17 protein-coding genes are annotated in these 15,215 nt (G+C 35.0%); 14 read left to right on the top strand and 3 right to left on the bottom strand.

Annotation, left to right across the window (positions count from 1 at the left end):
- Window positions 1-5: 5 nt before the first annotated feature.
- Entirely contained in the window at window positions 6-1,565 is a 1,560-nt protein-coding gene (locus O1A01_RS04785; RefSeq protein ID WP_270065687.1) for a glutathione ABC transporter substrate-binding protein, read from the bottom strand.
- Between the two features lie 281 nt (window positions 1,566-1,846).
- Between O1A01_RS04785 and nikC the strand changes: the two genes are divergently transcribed.
- The 11 genes from nikC to O1A01_RS04840 all read left to right on the top strand — a co-directional run bounded on the left by nikC (window position 1,847) and on the right by O1A01_RS04840 (window position 11,167).
- Window positions 1,847-2,746, top strand: a complete 900-nt coding sequence (nikC, locus tag O1A01_RS04790; protein ID WP_066419858.1) for a nickel transporter permease — start codon at window positions 1,847-1,849, stop codon at window positions 2,744-2,746.
- 25 nt (window positions 2,747-2,771) lie between these two features.
- A complete protein-coding gene (locus tag O1A01_RS04795; RefSeq protein ID WP_270065688.1) occupies window positions 2,772-3,698 on the top strand; it encodes an ABC transporter permease in 927 nt (308 codons plus the stop codon).
- Between the two features lie 14 nt (window positions 3,699-3,712).
- Window positions 3,713-4,732: an ABC transporter ATP-binding protein gene (locus tag O1A01_RS04800; RefSeq protein ID WP_270065689.1), complete on the top strand. Its 1,020-nt coding sequence runs from the start codon at window positions 3,713-3,715 to the stop codon at window positions 4,730-4,732.
- Window positions 4,725-5,735 (top strand): ABC transporter ATP-binding protein, encoded by a 1,011-nt coding sequence (locus O1A01_RS04805; RefSeq protein WP_270065690.1) that lies wholly within the window; start codon window positions 4,725-4,727, stop codon window positions 5,733-5,735. The genes O1A01_RS04800 and O1A01_RS04805 overlap by 8 nt, the downstream gene beginning before the upstream one ends.
- 336 nt (window positions 5,736-6,071) lie before the next feature.
- Window positions 6,072-6,980: a DMT family transporter gene (locus tag O1A01_RS04810; protein ID WP_443081808.1), complete on the top strand. Its 909-nt coding sequence runs from the start codon at window positions 6,072-6,074 to the stop codon at window positions 6,978-6,980.
- Complete coding sequence (locus tag O1A01_RS04815; protein ID WP_270065692.1) at window positions 6,981-7,487, top strand: GNAT family N-acetyltransferase; 507 nt, start codon at window positions 6,981-6,983, stop codon at window positions 7,485-7,487.
- 30 nt (window positions 7,488-7,517) lie between these two features.
- Window positions 7,518-8,480: a calcium/sodium antiporter gene (locus tag O1A01_RS04820; protein WP_270065693.1), complete on the top strand. Its 963-nt coding sequence runs from the start codon at window positions 7,518-7,520 to the stop codon at window positions 8,478-8,480.
- Between the two features lie 116 nt (window positions 8,481-8,596).
- Window positions 8,597-9,736: a GNAT family N-acetyltransferase gene (locus O1A01_RS04825; RefSeq protein ID WP_270065694.1), complete on the top strand. Its 1,140-nt coding sequence runs from the start codon at window positions 8,597-8,599 to the stop codon at window positions 9,734-9,736.
- 40 nt (window positions 9,737-9,776) lie between these two features.
- Window positions 9,777-10,016, top strand: coding sequence for a DUF6154 family protein (locus O1A01_RS04830; RefSeq protein WP_066419847.1), 240 nt, complete (start codon window positions 9,777-9,779; stop codon window positions 10,014-10,016).
- 33 nt (window positions 10,017-10,049) lie between these two features.
- Window positions 10,050-10,655 carry a tetratricopeptide repeat protein gene (locus tag O1A01_RS04835; protein WP_270065695.1) on the top strand — a complete coding sequence of 202 codons (606 nt, stop codon included), beginning with the start codon at window positions 10,050-10,052 and terminating at the stop codon, window positions 10,653-10,655.
- Window positions 10,656-10,657: 2 nt separating this feature from the next.
- Entirely contained in the window at window positions 10,658-11,167 is a 510-nt protein-coding gene (locus O1A01_RS04840; protein WP_270065696.1) for a chloramphenicol phosphotransferase CPT family protein, read from the top strand.
- Between the two features lie 67 nt (window positions 11,168-11,234).
- Here O1A01_RS04840 and O1A01_RS04845 read toward each other — a convergent pair whose 3' ends face one another.
- Window positions 11,235-12,314: a citrate synthase/methylcitrate synthase gene (locus O1A01_RS04845; protein ID WP_270065697.1), complete on the bottom strand. Its 1,080-nt coding sequence runs from the start codon at window positions 12,312-12,314 to the stop codon at window positions 11,235-11,237.
- A gap of 111 nt (window positions 12,315-12,425) precedes the next feature.
- Between O1A01_RS04845 and O1A01_RS04850 the strand changes: the two genes are divergently transcribed.
- Window positions 12,426-13,304, top strand: a complete 879-nt coding sequence (locus tag O1A01_RS04850; RefSeq protein WP_270065698.1) for a LysR family transcriptional regulator — start codon at window positions 12,426-12,428, stop codon at window positions 13,302-13,304.
- Between the two features lie 15 nt (window positions 13,305-13,319).
- Window positions 13,320-13,868, top strand: a complete 549-nt coding sequence (locus O1A01_RS04855; protein ID WP_270065699.1) for a GNAT family N-acetyltransferase — start codon at window positions 13,320-13,322, stop codon at window positions 13,866-13,868.
- 63 nt (window positions 13,869-13,931) lie between these two features.
- Here O1A01_RS04855 and O1A01_RS04860 read toward each other — a convergent pair whose 3' ends face one another.
- Entirely contained in the window at window positions 13,932-14,321 is a 390-nt protein-coding gene (locus tag O1A01_RS04860; RefSeq protein WP_270065700.1) for a hypothetical protein, read from the bottom strand.
- 91 nt (window positions 14,322-14,412) lie between these two features.
- Here O1A01_RS04860 and O1A01_RS04865 point away from each other — a divergent pair, with 91 nt between their 5' ends.
- Complete coding sequence (locus O1A01_RS04865) at window positions 14,413-15,168, top strand: exodeoxyribonuclease III (protein WP_270065701.1); 756 nt, start codon at window positions 14,413-14,415, stop codon at window positions 15,166-15,168.
- Window positions 15,169-15,215 lie beyond the last annotated feature (47 nt).

Below are 15,215 nucleotides of genomic sequence, written 5' to 3' on the forward strand. Positions count from 1 at the left end.
AATAGTTAATTTAGTTTTACATTTTTGAAGTATGGAATTCCGCTAAAGTCGATATATAAACCAGATTCAACCCCGTTAGTACCATATATGAAATCAGGGTGTTGTAAGTAAACCATAGGAACTTCATCTACTAAAACTTCAGAAACTTCTTTGTAAGCTTCGTTTCTTTTCTGTTGATCTGTTTCAGAACGAGCATAATCTAATAGTTCGTCTACTCTTTCATTCTTATAAAAAGAACGATTTCCTGACGGACCTAGATTAGCAGAGTGGAATAAAGAATATAATCCGTTATCAGCATCTGCTGTTACAGTTGTCCAACCAAGAAGAACTAAATCATGTTCACCAGCGCCTGTTTTTTCTAGTAGAGTTCCCCATTCAATTGATTGTATGTCTACGTTAATATTAATTTGCTGTAATTGAGATTGAATAAATACTGCGATATTTGCTAATTCTTTATTACCTTCTCTAACAAAAAGAGTAGTTGTAAATCCATCAGCATATCCAGCTTCTTCTAAAAGGGTTTTCGCCTCTTCTACATCGTAAGGGAGAGGAGTTAATCCTTGATAGTTACCTACAACAGTAGGAGCTAGAGGTCCAACGGCTGGTATACCGTGACCTTCTAAAATGCCGTCAATAATATCTTGCTTATTAATTGCCATGGAGACTGCTTGTCGAACTAATTTATTATCAAAAGGCTCAACATTCATATTAAATCCTAAGTAGTCCATACGCGTGCCACGTATGTGAGTTAATTCAATACCAGGTATACTCTCCATTTGAGTAACATCTGATGAACCGACTAGAGCGACATTTGCTTCGCCAGACTCTAACATAGCCATACGAGTAGACTGTTCAGGTACAACAGTAAAACTCATTGTTTCAATGGTAGGTACATTTCCCCAATAATTTTCATTTCTTTTTAATTTAATCTCAGATCCACGATTCCATTCATCTAATAGGAATGGACCTGTACCAATTGGATTTTCATCAACAGTTTTTCCACCGTTTTTTTCTTCTTCAATTGCTGAAGGGGCAACGATGGATCCCGCATTATGTGCTAAGTGTGCTGGTAGTGGAGCAAAAGGTCCAGCTGTTTTAATTATTACTGTAAATTCATCTTCTACAATTACTTCTTCAATCATATTTAGTAATACAGCCTTTGGAGAGGCAAGTTCTGGATCTAAAAGGCGATCTAACGACATTTTAACAGCATCTGCTGTAAAATCAGTTCCATCTTGGAATGTAACTCCTTGGCGGAGCTTAAATTCCCAAGTAGTGTCGTCTAATGGAGTAAACTCTTCTGCTAATACTCCATAAACAGTACCATCCTCATTGTAATCTGTAAGTCTTTCAAAAATTTGAGTTGTTGCGTGTGTAGATGCGGTGTCATTCATGCCATGTGGATCTAGTGTAGGTGCATCTGAAGCTGTAACATAAACAAAATGTCCACCTTCTTTATTTTCATTACTTCCAGAAGTATTGGTGTTGCTGTCACTGTTACATGCTGCTAAAGCAAGGACTAGAGCCGTAAATAAAACGGCAGTTAGTAATTTTTTTATTTTCATAGACTTTAACCTCCTAAGTGTTTTTGTAAAATAATGTTGTCTATGTAGAATAGTAGTAATAATAGACTAAAAATTCCATTGTTACAAGTGCATATTCGAAATTTATTGAATAATAATAATATACTTTTTATAAAAAAAACTATCTCAAAAAATTATATTAATCAAATTAGTAAGATTAATCCAACAAATGCTATTGTCAACTTTTAAATTTCTATATAATATAGTAATCAACAATTTAAAAAATTTGTAAGATTATCAATTTATTTAAAGGGGGAAAAGGTATGAGTCAACCGCAGATTGAAACGACAACAACAGTACCTATACGACATCAATCTGGTACTATCCGACGTTGGTCGGCATTTTATAAAAGATTAGCTAAAAATAAAGCTGCGTTAGTTGGGGCAGCTATCGTTTTAGTTTTTGTCATTTTAGCAATATTTGCACCGCTTATTGCTCCGTACGATCCAAAATTAGTAGATATGCCTAAGAAACTACAAACACCTTCCGCTGAGCATTGGTTGGGCACTGATGAAATGGGAAGGGATATTTTAAGTAGACTTATATTTGGTGCTAGAGTTTCTTTAACAGTAGGAGTACTCTCTACATTACTAGGGGCTATTATTGGAGTTTTCTTAGGAATCGTCGCTGGATATTACGGGAGAGCGATTGATTCTGTCATTATGAGATTTTGTGACGTTTTATTAGCATTTCCTGGAATTTTATTAGCGTTAGCCATTGTTAGTATTTTAGGAGCTAGTACAACGAATGTAATTATAGCAATTGCTTTCTTTGCAATTCCTACTTTTGCACGTATCGTACGTGGTTCAACGTTAAGTGTTAAAAAGCTAGAATACATAGATGCAATACGAGCAATGGGCTCAAGTGATTCTAGAATTATTTTTAAGCATATTTTACCGAATGTTTTATCACCGATTATTGTACAGTCAACGCTTTACATTGCTTCGGCTATTATTACAGCAAGTGCATTATCATTTTTAGGCTTAGGTACACAGCCACCAACTCCTGAGTGGGGAGCAATGTTAAGTGACGGTCGACATTTAGTTCGTTCTTCTCCACATGTAACGCTGTTTCCTGGTATAACGATTTTAATAGTCGTTATTGGTTTTAACCTATTTGGAGATGGATTAAGAGATGCATTAGATCCAAAAGCGAAGAAATAATTTTTATGGAAGAAGGTGAACTTAAATGTTTGTATATATAATTCGTAGGTTACTACAAACTATCCCGGTAATGATTGGGGTTACATTAGCAGTATTTTTAATGATTCATTTAATTCCTGGTGATGCAGCGGTTATCATGGCTGGTGAACAAGCAAATCCAGAACAAATAGAACAGATGAGAGAAAATTTAGGGCTAAATGATCCTTTACATGAACAATATTTACGTTATGTTGGAAACGCGATTCAAGGTGATTTAGGTAATTCAATTCGAACAAAGCGTCCCGTCGTAACTGAAATATTTGATAGCCGTTTTTGGGTCACCGTACAGCTAGCCGTTATCGGTACAGCACTAGCAGTATTGATTGGTCTAGTTGCAGGTGTAATTTCAGCAACGAAAAAGTATACGTTTGCTGATACGTCGATCATGGTAGTGGCATTGTTTGGACTATCAATGCCAAACTTCTGGTTAGGTATTATGCTTATTTATTTCTTCTCAGTAAATTTAGGTTGGCTCCCAGTAGCAGGTTGGGGAACATCGTGGAAGCAAATGGTGCTACCAGCGATAACGTTAGGTACAGGTGGTGCTGCGATTATTGCGCGTATGACTCGTTCTAGCATGTTAGAGGTCTTAAATCAAGATTATATTCGTACTGCCTATGCTAAAGGGGTAAGTGATAAACTAGTAGTCTATAAACATGCTTTACGTAATGCTCTTATTCCGGTTGTAACTGTCGTAGGTTTACAGTTTGGTGGATTACTAGGAGGAGCGGTTGTAACAGAGAGTGTTTTCGCAATCAATGGTTTAGGACGCTTCATTATTGATTCTATTAAAGCGCATGATTTTCCAATGGTACAAGGGGCGATATTAGTATGTGCATTATTATTCGTACTCGTTAACTTCCTTGTCGATATAACGTACAGACTTATTAATAAAAGAATTGATCTAAACTAAGGTGGTGAAAAGGAATGACGGAAACTAATAAAGTGATACTCGAAGTGAAAAATCTACGTACATCCTTTTTCACGGATGAAGGTGAAGTTAAGGCTGTTGATGGTGTAGACTTTGAAATAGAAAAAGGGAAGACACTCGGAATTGTTGGGGAATCCGGTTCTGGAAAAAGTATAACGTCCTTATCTATTCTTCGCTTGTTGGAAGAACCAGTTGGAAGAGTAGTTGGTGGAAATGTTGTCTTTAAAGGTGAGGATTTATTAGCCAAATCGAAAAAAGAAATGATGAAAATACGCGGAAATAATATTTCGATGATTTTCCAAGAACCAATGACTTCTTTGAACCCAGTATTAACTTGTGGAGAGCAAATTGCGGAAAGCATACGAATTCACCAAAAGTTAAATAAAAAGGATGCATGGAATAAAGCGGTGGATATGTTAAAACTAGTAGGGATTCCATCTCCAGAAAGTCGTGCAAAGCAATATCCATTTGAACTCTCAGGTGGCATGAGGCAGCGTGTAATGATTGCGATTGCACTTTCGTGTAACCCTGAGCTTTTAATTGCAGACGAACCTACTACCGCGTTAGACGTAACCATTCAAGCGCAAATTTTAGAGTTAATGAAAAAACTGCAAGAAGAGTTAGGGACGTCATTAATGATGATTACACATGACCTTGGAGTTGTAGCGGAAATGTGTGATAAAGTAGCCGTTATGTATTGTGGAAAAGTGGTGGAATATGCAGATGTAAAAACGATTTTTACAGATCCTAAACACCCTTATACAGTTGGGCTTTTAAACTCTGTACCGAAACATGATCAAGAATATGAAGGGGACTTATCTGTTATTCAAGGATCTGTACCGAGTCCATTCTCTTTACCGAAAGGATGCCGTTTCGCACCACGTTGTCCTCATGCAAAAGAAATATGTCATGCAGAACTACCAGAGTTAGTTGAAACACCAGATGGGGATCAAGTAAGATGCTGGATCCATACAGATAAATGGGAAAACGAGGAGGTGGCGGCTAGCCATGAGTAAGCCACTTTTAGAAGTAAATGGACTTAAACAATATTTTCCTATTAAGGGAGGTATGTTTGGCCGCACAGTAAATCATGTAAAAGCTGTTGATGATATAAGCTTCATAGTCAATGAAGGAGAAACGGTTAGTATTGTAGGAGAGTCTGGTTGTGGGAAGTCGACAACTGGTCGTGCTATTTTAAGATTAGAAGATCCTACGGAGGGAGAAATTGTATTTGAAGGAGAAGATTTGCTAGCTTTAAGTAAATCGAAAATGCGTAAAAAGCGAAAAGACCTTCAAATAATATTCCAAGATCCTTACGCATCTTTAAATCCTCGTCAAACAGTTAGTCAAATTATTGAAGAAGCGTTAGAAATACAAAATGTTGTACCGAGAAGAGAAAGACGACAAAAAGTTATAGACTTGTTGGAAACAGTAGGAATTGGAGCACATCAAATCGACCGACATCCACATGAATTTAGTGGAGGGCAACGTCAACGTATCGGTATTGCCCGGGCATTATCAGTAAATCCTAAGTTAATTATTTGTGATGAAGCTGTTTCTGCCCTAGATGTATCGATTCAAGCTCAAGTATTAAACTTATTAAAGGATTTACAACGTAAATTTAAATTAACATACTTATTTATTTCTCATGATTTAGGAGTAGTACGTCATATTTCTGACAGAATTATCGTTATGTATCTTGGGAAGATTGTGGAGGTTGCAGATAAAAAGTCGTTGTTCGAAAACCCACAACATCCATATACGAAAGCTTTGCTATCAGCGATACCAAGTACGAACATTGAGCAGAAAAAAGAACGTATTATTTTAAAAGGAGATGTTCCTTCTCCAATTAATCCACCACAAGGCTGTCGTTTCCATACAAGATGTCCTTATGCGATGGAACGTTGTGCTTCCGAAGAACCGAAACTACATTCGATTCCGGGTGCTACACAACAAGTAGCATGCCATCTTGTGGAAGAAGGCTCAGTAGATTATAGTAAATTAACTGCAAATTATTAATACAAAAATAAGTTGGGGTGTCCAAAAAGTCAGTAGAGACTGACTTTTTGGACTTTTTTTGTACACATGGTTATAAAAACTTGAAGAGCTTTATGAGGATTAAATTTTTAATTGCAATAGTGCTACATCCCTTAAACTAAAATAAATTCCTTTAAATGACAGCAGAATATAGGTAAAGTTGTAGAAGGAGTAAAACTAAATCACCAAGTGTGTTTCTGTTTATCAAATATATTCAAAAAATTAGTGTTAAAACGGAAGCAGGAAAAATATAACGTAAAGTGGAATTATTGTAGAATTATTATGGGAATTGAAAACGGAAATGGGGAGAATGATACGTTGCTAGGAAGAGTTTCTATTTTGTTTGTTTTAGTTGCGGCGATGCTTTGGGGAACAACGGGTACAGCACAAGCTTTAGCTCCAGCGGGTGTTCATCCTATTTCTTTTGGGGCGATGAGGTTAGCGATTGGTGGATTAACGCTATTCGTATTTATTTGGATACAAGGTAAAATATCGTTTAATAATTGGCCAAAAAAATTACTATTTCTAGCAGTTATCTGTATGACGCTTTACCAACCGTTCTTTTTTACAGCAGTGAGTATGACCGGTATAGCGGTAGGTACTGTTATTGGAATTGGAAGTGCCCCCATTACTGCTGGTTTGCTTGAATGGATTGTACAGAAAAAACGACCTACGAAACAATGGGGAATTGCTACGAGTGTTGCAATAATTGGTTGTTTATTACTCTTTATTCAAAAAGAAGCAGTGTCCCTAAATATGACAGGTGTTATTTGTGCCTTTGCTGCGGGTACTTCGTTTGCGGGTTATACGTTAGTGAGTAAGCAATTGATAAAAAGTCATTCACCTAATACAGTAGTTGCAGTTGTTTTTACATTGAGTGGAATGTGTTTACTACCATCATTATTTCTTTTTGACCTTACTTGGTTCCTAGAGGTTAATGGCTTCGTATCTAGTTTGTATATTGGTGTTATTGCAACTGCTTTCGCATATCTTTTATTTGCAAAAGGATTGATGAATGTTAGTGGTTCTACTGCCGTTACGCTTACTTTGGCTGAGCCGATGACAGCTGCATTATTAGGTGTTTTTCTAATTGGGGAGACATTAAATTGGATATCTTGGATAGGGGTATTTTGTATTTTTATAGCAATAATTATTATTTCAATGAAACCGAAAAAATTAAAAAATGATAGGGATGTGCCAGTCTCGATTCGAAAGGTTGGAGGATAAATGTTTGTCAGAAAGTTAGTAAGTGTAGATGCAGCAACATATTGGAACTTAAGATTAGAGGCATTAAAGCAAAACCCCGAGGCGTTTGCTTCAAGTTATGAAGAGGCGCTACAAAAAGAAAACCCAATAGAACAAGTCCAACAAAATTTAACTGCAAAAGGTAGTTATACTTTTGGTGCTTTTATAGAAAATAAATTAGTAGGGATGGTAACGTTAGTACAGGAAAAAGCAATAAAATTGAGCCATCGAGCAAACATATTTGCGATGTATGTGTCACCAACTGCAAGAGGTACAGGTGTTGCAAAGGCACTAATACAAACTGCCATTGATGAGGCAAAAACGCTAGATGGAGTAATAAAAATTAACTTAACAGTTGTTGCATCAAATGAAAGTGCAAAAAGATTATACAATAGTGTTGGATTTCAAGTTTATGGGACAGAAAAGAAGGCTTTGAAAGTAAACGAAACGTATTATGATGAAGAGCATATGGTTTTATTTTTAGACTAATACATTTTACAAAGTCATGGAGGAGTTTATTTGAATTACTTATTACTTGTAGTTGGCTTTGCCTTGTTAATAAAAGGGGCCGACTTATTTGTAAAGGGAGCTTCTAACATTTCTAGTTTATTACGGGTACCACCGATACTAATCGGTTTAACAATTGTAGCTTTTGGTACTAGTTCGCCTGAAGCAACAGTAAGTATTATTGCATCTTTGGAAGAAAACGCAGATGTAGCGTTAGGAAACGTTATTGGAAGTAATATCTTTAACATTACACTCGTAATCGGTTTAACTGCCTTTTTAAATCCATTAAAGGTGGAAAGTGAAACGATTAGAAAAGAAATTCCTTTTACATTATTAGCAAGTGTTGCACTATTAGTAGTAATGAGTGATATAGCGTTAAAAGTTTCAAGTGTAAATTTAATAACAAGAAGTGACGGAATAATTCTTCTGTTATTTTTCCTCATTTTCATGTATTACATATTTGAAGTCGCGAGAAATAGTCGCGAGCAAACTAACAATATAAATGAAGCGGCATCGACTGAAAATATTACGTGGGGTAAAAATATTGCATTCACTCTAATCGGCTTAGCTGCAATTATTTATGGTGGTGATTTAGTAGTAAAAAATAGTACAGAAATCGCTTACGCATTAGGAATGAGTGAAACGTTAGTTGGTTTAACAATCGTTGCAATTGGGACATCACTCCCAGAGCTAGTTACGTCTATAACAGCGGCAATTAAAAAACAAAGTGAAATTGCGTTAGGGAATATTGTTGGTAGCAATATATTTAATATCCTCTTTGTACTAGGCTCTGCATCCGTTGTGTCTCCGTTAGCGGTTAATGGTAAGGTGTTTGTAGATGCAATATTTATGATCATTATGACATTCATTTTATTAATTTTCTCTAGAACACGTTATAGAGTAGGGAAAATAGAGGGATTAGTACTCGCAACGACATATATTGCGTATATGATTTTCATTATTTTAAGAAATTGAAAAAGGTGGCTATTATTAGCTGCTTTTTTTCATGTGCAAATCTTTAATAAAGGATATTGCTGCAACCCTACCGAATATTCTTAAGTAGAGTAAAACAAACGAGTAGGAGGATTATAATGTTAGTAAGAAAAATTAATGAAGATAAATATAAGGAAGCTATCCAGTTATCAGAATATGCTTTCCAATATAAAGTGCCTATAGATGAAATAGAAAAACGAATAGAACGTATGAAAAAAAACCATATACTGTATGGAATATTAGAGGAAGATGTGTTAGTAGCTAAATTACATCTGTTACCGTTCGAGATACATTTAGGAGAGCAACAGTGGAAGATGGGTGGAATTGCAGGTGTTGCAACATATCCAGAATATCGCAGAAAGGGATATGTTAAAGAGTTGCTAACTCATAGTTTACACGTAATGAAAGAGGAAGGGTACACTGTTTCGATGCTACATCCGTTCTCTATCCCGTTTTATAGAAAATATGGATGGGAAGTGCTGTCTAATCGATTTAAATGCACATTGACGAAGAGTGACTTAGTAATGTTGCCTACAGATACAAATACCGGAAAAATTAAGCGATACCGTGATGTGAGTGACTTTACTGATTTAAGTACTGTGTATGATCAGTATGCTAGTACGTTCTCGGGTATGCTTGTACGTAGTAAAGATTGGTGGGAACAAATTACGGAAGGTTTACATGCTGCTATTTACTACGAAGATATAGTGCCTACTGGGTATTTATTATATTCCATTAAAGATTCGAAAATGGAAGTGGAAGAATTTGTGGCTCTCGATAAAGGGGCAAGAAACGGGCTATGGAATTTTATATGCCAACACGATTCCATGGTTAATACGCTTGAAATAATAACGAACGAGAGAGATCCACTCATCTACTCACTCGTAAACCCTAATATAAAAATGGAAGTTTCTCCTTATTTTATGACGCGGATTGTAAATGTTGAAGCATTTATAAAACAATATAAGTTTAACAAAAGTAGAGAAAGTGTGAAAATAAAAATAACAGATACTTTTGCTCCGTGGAATGAACAAACGTTTCTAATAGGAGAAGAAAAATCCAGTAATCATTCTGAAGAAATGGAAATGACGATTAATACTTTTTCTGCCCTAACATTCGGCTATAAAAGACCAAGAGAACTATATGAGGCTGGCTTTATTACAGGCAAAAAAGAACAAATAGAAAAGCTCGAAGATTTAATACCTATACAACAAACATATTTTTACGATTTCTTTTAATTGGTAATAATGAAGATAAAAGCAATAAAAGGGTGAAATAATGAGATTTGTAGATGAATTATACACTTTTTATCGAGATCAATTTACTGGTTCTGAATTTGATGCAGAAATAATTGCAGCAGCCATTTTAGATGATTTAGAGCGGGTAGACGTTTTGAGGTTGTTAGGGGAATTAGAAGATGAAGAATTGTACGGTTTGTTAGGATTTTATTTAGTAGAAAACTTAAAAACAAAGATGGCAAAAGACGGCTATATTGAAAGAGATACCAGACTACATTAAAGTAGTGAAACAACATTTAGAAAGGAAAGTAAAATGGATTCCATACAAAGAATAAGAAATGAAATGGAAAAGTTAAAAGAATTGGTTTATTTTGATGAAAATCACTTTCTTCGTGAAAAAGTAGAAAATCTATCAAAGTTAGAGACAATCATTCAAAATGTTGAAGAAATTGGGAAGGTAGCAAGTAAAAATGATGATGTGCAATTTATCTATTCCGGAGCATTAGGTAATCTTTATAGAATAAAAGAAGAACCGGAAAAAGCGATCTTCTACTTAGAACAAGCAATAGATATTGCTTTACGAGTGAGCGATAACAATAAGTATGTTACGACTTTAATTAGATTAGGAGAAGCGAAGAAATATAATAATGAGTTAGAAGAGGCACTAACGTATTTTGAAAAGGCATTAACCGTATGCAATGAGGAAAATTTAATATCGTTGATTGATTTTGCCTATCAACATAAAGGAAAATGTCTTTTAGAATTAGACAGATTAGAAGAGTCCATTATCAGCTTAACAGAAGCGCTTAAAATAAGGGTGAAAAAAGGGGATAAAGCACTTATTAAGTCTACTAAAGACGCAATTCAATTGGGATATAAGATGTTAAAAGAAAAAACATTCCCTTATTCTAGTATTTAACTATGGAAAAAGGAAAAATAATACTATTAAACGGTGTTTCAAGTTCTGGAAAGTCTACATTATCAAGGGAGTTAGTAGATGTCTTACCTCACTATTTTCATTTTAGTATTGATGACTACGATTACATTATTGAAAAAATGGAAGATAGGCAGGAAGGTAAATTAATTCCTATCCCAACGGAGTACTATTTTCATCGTAATATTGCAATGTTTTCAAATAGTGGTGTGAATCTTGTAGTTGATCATATTTTGCACGATCAATTAACATTAAAAGATTGGTTTGAAGTTTTAAACGGCTATCCTGTCTTTTATGTTGGTGTCCATTGCCCGGTTGAGGAATTGGCTAGAAGAGAACTGGCAAGAGGAGATAGAAGAATTGGCCAAAGTAAAGAGCAATTATTATTTGTTCATCAAAATGATGAAGTGTATGATGTCGAAGTAAATACGTTCACTGAACAACGTTCCGATTGTGTAAATAAAATTATTCAGAAACTAAACGTCAAAGCATTTTAAAGTAGAAGAGCACCTTCATATTTAACGATGAAGGTGCTTTTCTTTTAATGTGTGTTCTAGAGAAATGTTATTTTCCAATATAGATTGATTGAGGGCGGTATATCGTGTTGTTTTCGGCTTGTTCAAGTACGTGGGCGGTCCAGCCTACCATTCTGCTAGCAGTGAAGGTTGGAGTGAACATTTCTGGGGGAAGGTCAATCGCCTTCATTATGGCAGCAGCATAATATTCCACATTAGTATATAGAGAGCGTCCAGGTTTTAATTCGTTTAATTGGTCAATACAGATTTGTTCTACTTCCATAGCAAGGTCAAGCCATTCATCCGTACCAACAAATTTTGTAAGTTTCTCCTTTAACGCCATGGCTCTCGGATCGTGAGTTTTATAAACACGATGGCCAAAGCCCATTAATTTTTCACCGTTTAATATTTTAGTTCTAATATACTCCACTCTGTTTTCAAGTTTGGCTGTTTCATTTAGTAGGTCAATTACTCCAGAAGGTGCACCACCGTGAAGCGGTCCTTTCATCGTCCCAATAGCAGAGGTGATAGCAGAAACGATATCTGATTCAGTAGAGGCAGTTACTCTTGCCGAAAAAGTAGATGCGTTCATGCCATGTTCCATCGTTAATATCATATACGTCTCTAGAGCGGAAACATGTGCTGGGTCGGGAACTTTACCGTTTAACATGTATAGAAAGTTCTCAACATGACCGTAACAATCATTTGGAGGAATATAATCTAAACCTTTTTTACGTCTAGTATGATACGCGATAATAGAAGGAACAATTGCCGTTAAATACATTGCTTGTGAGATGGAAGGTTTCCAGTTAAATTCTATCGTCCCTAAGGATGAGATAGTGGTCCGAATCACACTCATTAAGTCCATGTTTGTAGGAAGCGAATCTATTATTATTTTAGTTGTGTCTGTTAAGTTGAGATATTTCTTCCAGTCCTTATTAAACTGTTGAAGTTGGTGTTTTTCTCCTATTTCACCGTACCATAAAAGGTAAGCTACTTCTTCAAATGAATAATTATTAGTTAATTCTCCGATCTCATATCCTCGATAAATTAATTTGCCGTTATCGCCGTCAATATCACATATTTTTGTTTCTGCAGCTACTATCCCTTTTAAACCTTTCTGAAACATAAAATCTCCCCTTTCCTTATTTAAGTTCATTTTATAAAATATAGTTAATTAAAAAAATTAAATATTTTTAAATTAATTAATTAAAAAACATAATCAGTTAGGGGGAAAGCTATGGAGTTCGCGTGGTTAAAAACATTTGTTACAGCTGCCGAATATGAAAATTTTAAACGTACAGCTGATGTGTTATATATTTCACAGCCTACAGTAACGGTTCATGTAAAGCTTCTAGAAAAAGAGTTAGGAATAAAACTTTTTCAAAGAGAAGGTAGGAGAGTTAAATTAACGGAAGAAGGGGTGAGATATTTAGAACATGCTAAAAAATTGTTACATGTATATGAAGAAGGATTGAAAGATATCAATTCTTTTAGTCAAGGCTATACAAAAAAACTTTCCATCGCAATTTCTCCGTTAATAGCAGATACTATTTTACCGTTTGTGTTAAAAAGTTATACGAAACGTTATCCAGAAGTAGAAATTGATGTGAAAATTGTAGAGTCTGTTGATATTGAGGAAATTGTATTGAATGAAGAGGTAGATTTAGGACTATCTTGTTTAAAAAGTACGAATACGAATTTGCTCTCGGAAATGTTATACAAGGATGAAATTGTCTTCGTCGCTCCACATGATGGAAGAGACTTTGAAATGGCTCCACCGTTAGATGAGGAGGAACTACTAACGAATAATTATCTTCTTACCCATAACCATCCAGCTTATTGGGACACCTTAAGTTTATTGATAAAAAATAAAATACCTAGTGTAAAAATGATGAAGGTATCGCAAATCCATATAACGAAAAGATTTATTAGTGAAGGGTTAGGTGTTTCCTTTCTCCCAAGATCCACTGTGCGTCGTGAGCTACTTGAAGGTAGATTGATAGAAGTTTACTCCCATTCCTTTTCGTTACCGGAGGCAAATACGTACGCTATAATGAAATATCAACACGAAAAACAGAAAGAATTTTTATCATTTTTAAGAAGGTATTATATATAAGAAGGAGGTAGGGACATGATCTTTCAACAAGGTAGCATAGTAGTTAGAAAACTTAGAGACTCTGATAAAACATTGCTTGCGAAGTGGCTTTCTAATCCAACTATCCTACAATATTATGAAGGCCGTGATAATCCGCATAATATTGAATTAGTGACGAAACACTTTTTTAATGTGGAAGATCATTATGTTACAGGTTGTATTGTCGAATATGAAGGAGTTGAAATAGGATACATTCAATACTATCCAATTGAGGAAGAGTATAAAGACAAATATGGCTATAATAATCGTAATGAAATTGTTTATGGAATGGATCAATTCATTGGGGAGAGTTCTTATTGGAATAGAGGGATAGGTACTGAACTTGTCCGTGGGATGGTTTATTATTTAATAAATGAATTAAAGGTTGATGTTATCGCGATGGACCCACAAGCATGGAACGAACGAGCTGTTGCATGTTACGAAAAGTGTGGATTCAAAAAGGTTAAACTAATGCCAAAACATGAATGGCATGAAGGAGAATATAGAGATTGTTGGTTAGTAGAATATAGAAGAGAAAATAAATAATAAGTATGTACGCCAGGATATTTTCCTGGCGTTTTCATATCTATTAACAGAAGTTTGTCTCATCTAATGTAGCATACTATCTGATCCCATCAGCTTTTCGTATATCGATTTTGGGATTTGTATCTCCTCAGTTGAAACATTCCCCTCATGTTCATATCCATCAAATGATAAAACGGTTTGTTCCGTTGTCCAAATAGTAATTTCTAATACTTGTTCATTATTTTTGCCTTTCGTTTCTAGTCTTAAATGATACGGATTTATGTTAAGATGGTATGTGTTAAAGGTGAGGTGCAGCATTTCTTGTTCAATTTTTCTAGTATTTGGATGAGAAATAATAAATGAGGACAAGTCCAGAACGCTTATTTTTTCAACAGGTTCATGTTTAAAGATCTCTTTCACTTCTTCACCTAAGTGCTTTGTGAAGTTTTTAAATTGTTCCATAAAATTGTTCATTATTACACACTCCATTGTTTTACCATTACTATTTCCAACAAAAGGATATTTTATCCGTTACTATAATAGAAAGAATAGGAGTACTACAAATATGAAATTAATATCTTGGAATGTCAACGGCTTAAGAGCTTGTGTAACAAAAGGATTTCTTGACTTCTTTCATGAAATAGATGCAGATATCTTTTGTATTCAAGAAAGTAAATTGCAAGAGGGGCAAATTGATTTATCGCTAGAAGGTTATTACCAATATTGGAATTACGCAGAGAAAAAAGGGTATTCAGGAACAGCTGTTTTTACAAAACTAAAACCTATCTCCGTCCGTTACGGTGTGGGGGAGGAAGAAACAGAGCCGGAAGGAAGAATACTTACGCTAGAATATGATGATTTTTATTTAGTTAATATGTATACACCAAATTCTCAACGAGACTTAGCGCGGCTACCATTCCGTTTACAATGGGAAGATAAAATACGACAATATTTAAAACAACTTGATCAAGAGAAACCAGTCGTCCTTTGTGGAGATTTAAATGTCGCTCATGAAGACATAGACTTAAAAAATTTCAAATCGAATAGAGGAAATTCAGGTTTTACCGATGAAGAAAGAGGAAAAATGACAGAGTTGTTAAGAGAGGGGTTCATCGATTCCTTCCGTTATTTCTATCCAACAAAATGTGACAGTTATACGTGGTGGTCTTACATGAGAAATGTTAGAGCGAGAAATATAGGCTGGAGAATAGACTATTTTATTGTTTCAGAATCGTTAAAGGATAGATTAGTAGATGCTGATATTCATGATCAAGTATTAGGTAGCGATCATTGTCCTATTCAATTAACTATTAAGAGTTAAAGTACTTCATTTGAAGTGCTTTATTTTTTTGAAAATATATGCTTGAC

The sequence above is a fragment of the Sutcliffiella sp. NC1 genome (assembly GCF_027594365.1).
Taxonomy (GTDB): Bacteria; Bacillota; Bacilli; order Bacillales; family Bacillaceae_I; genus Sutcliffiella; species Sutcliffiella cohnii.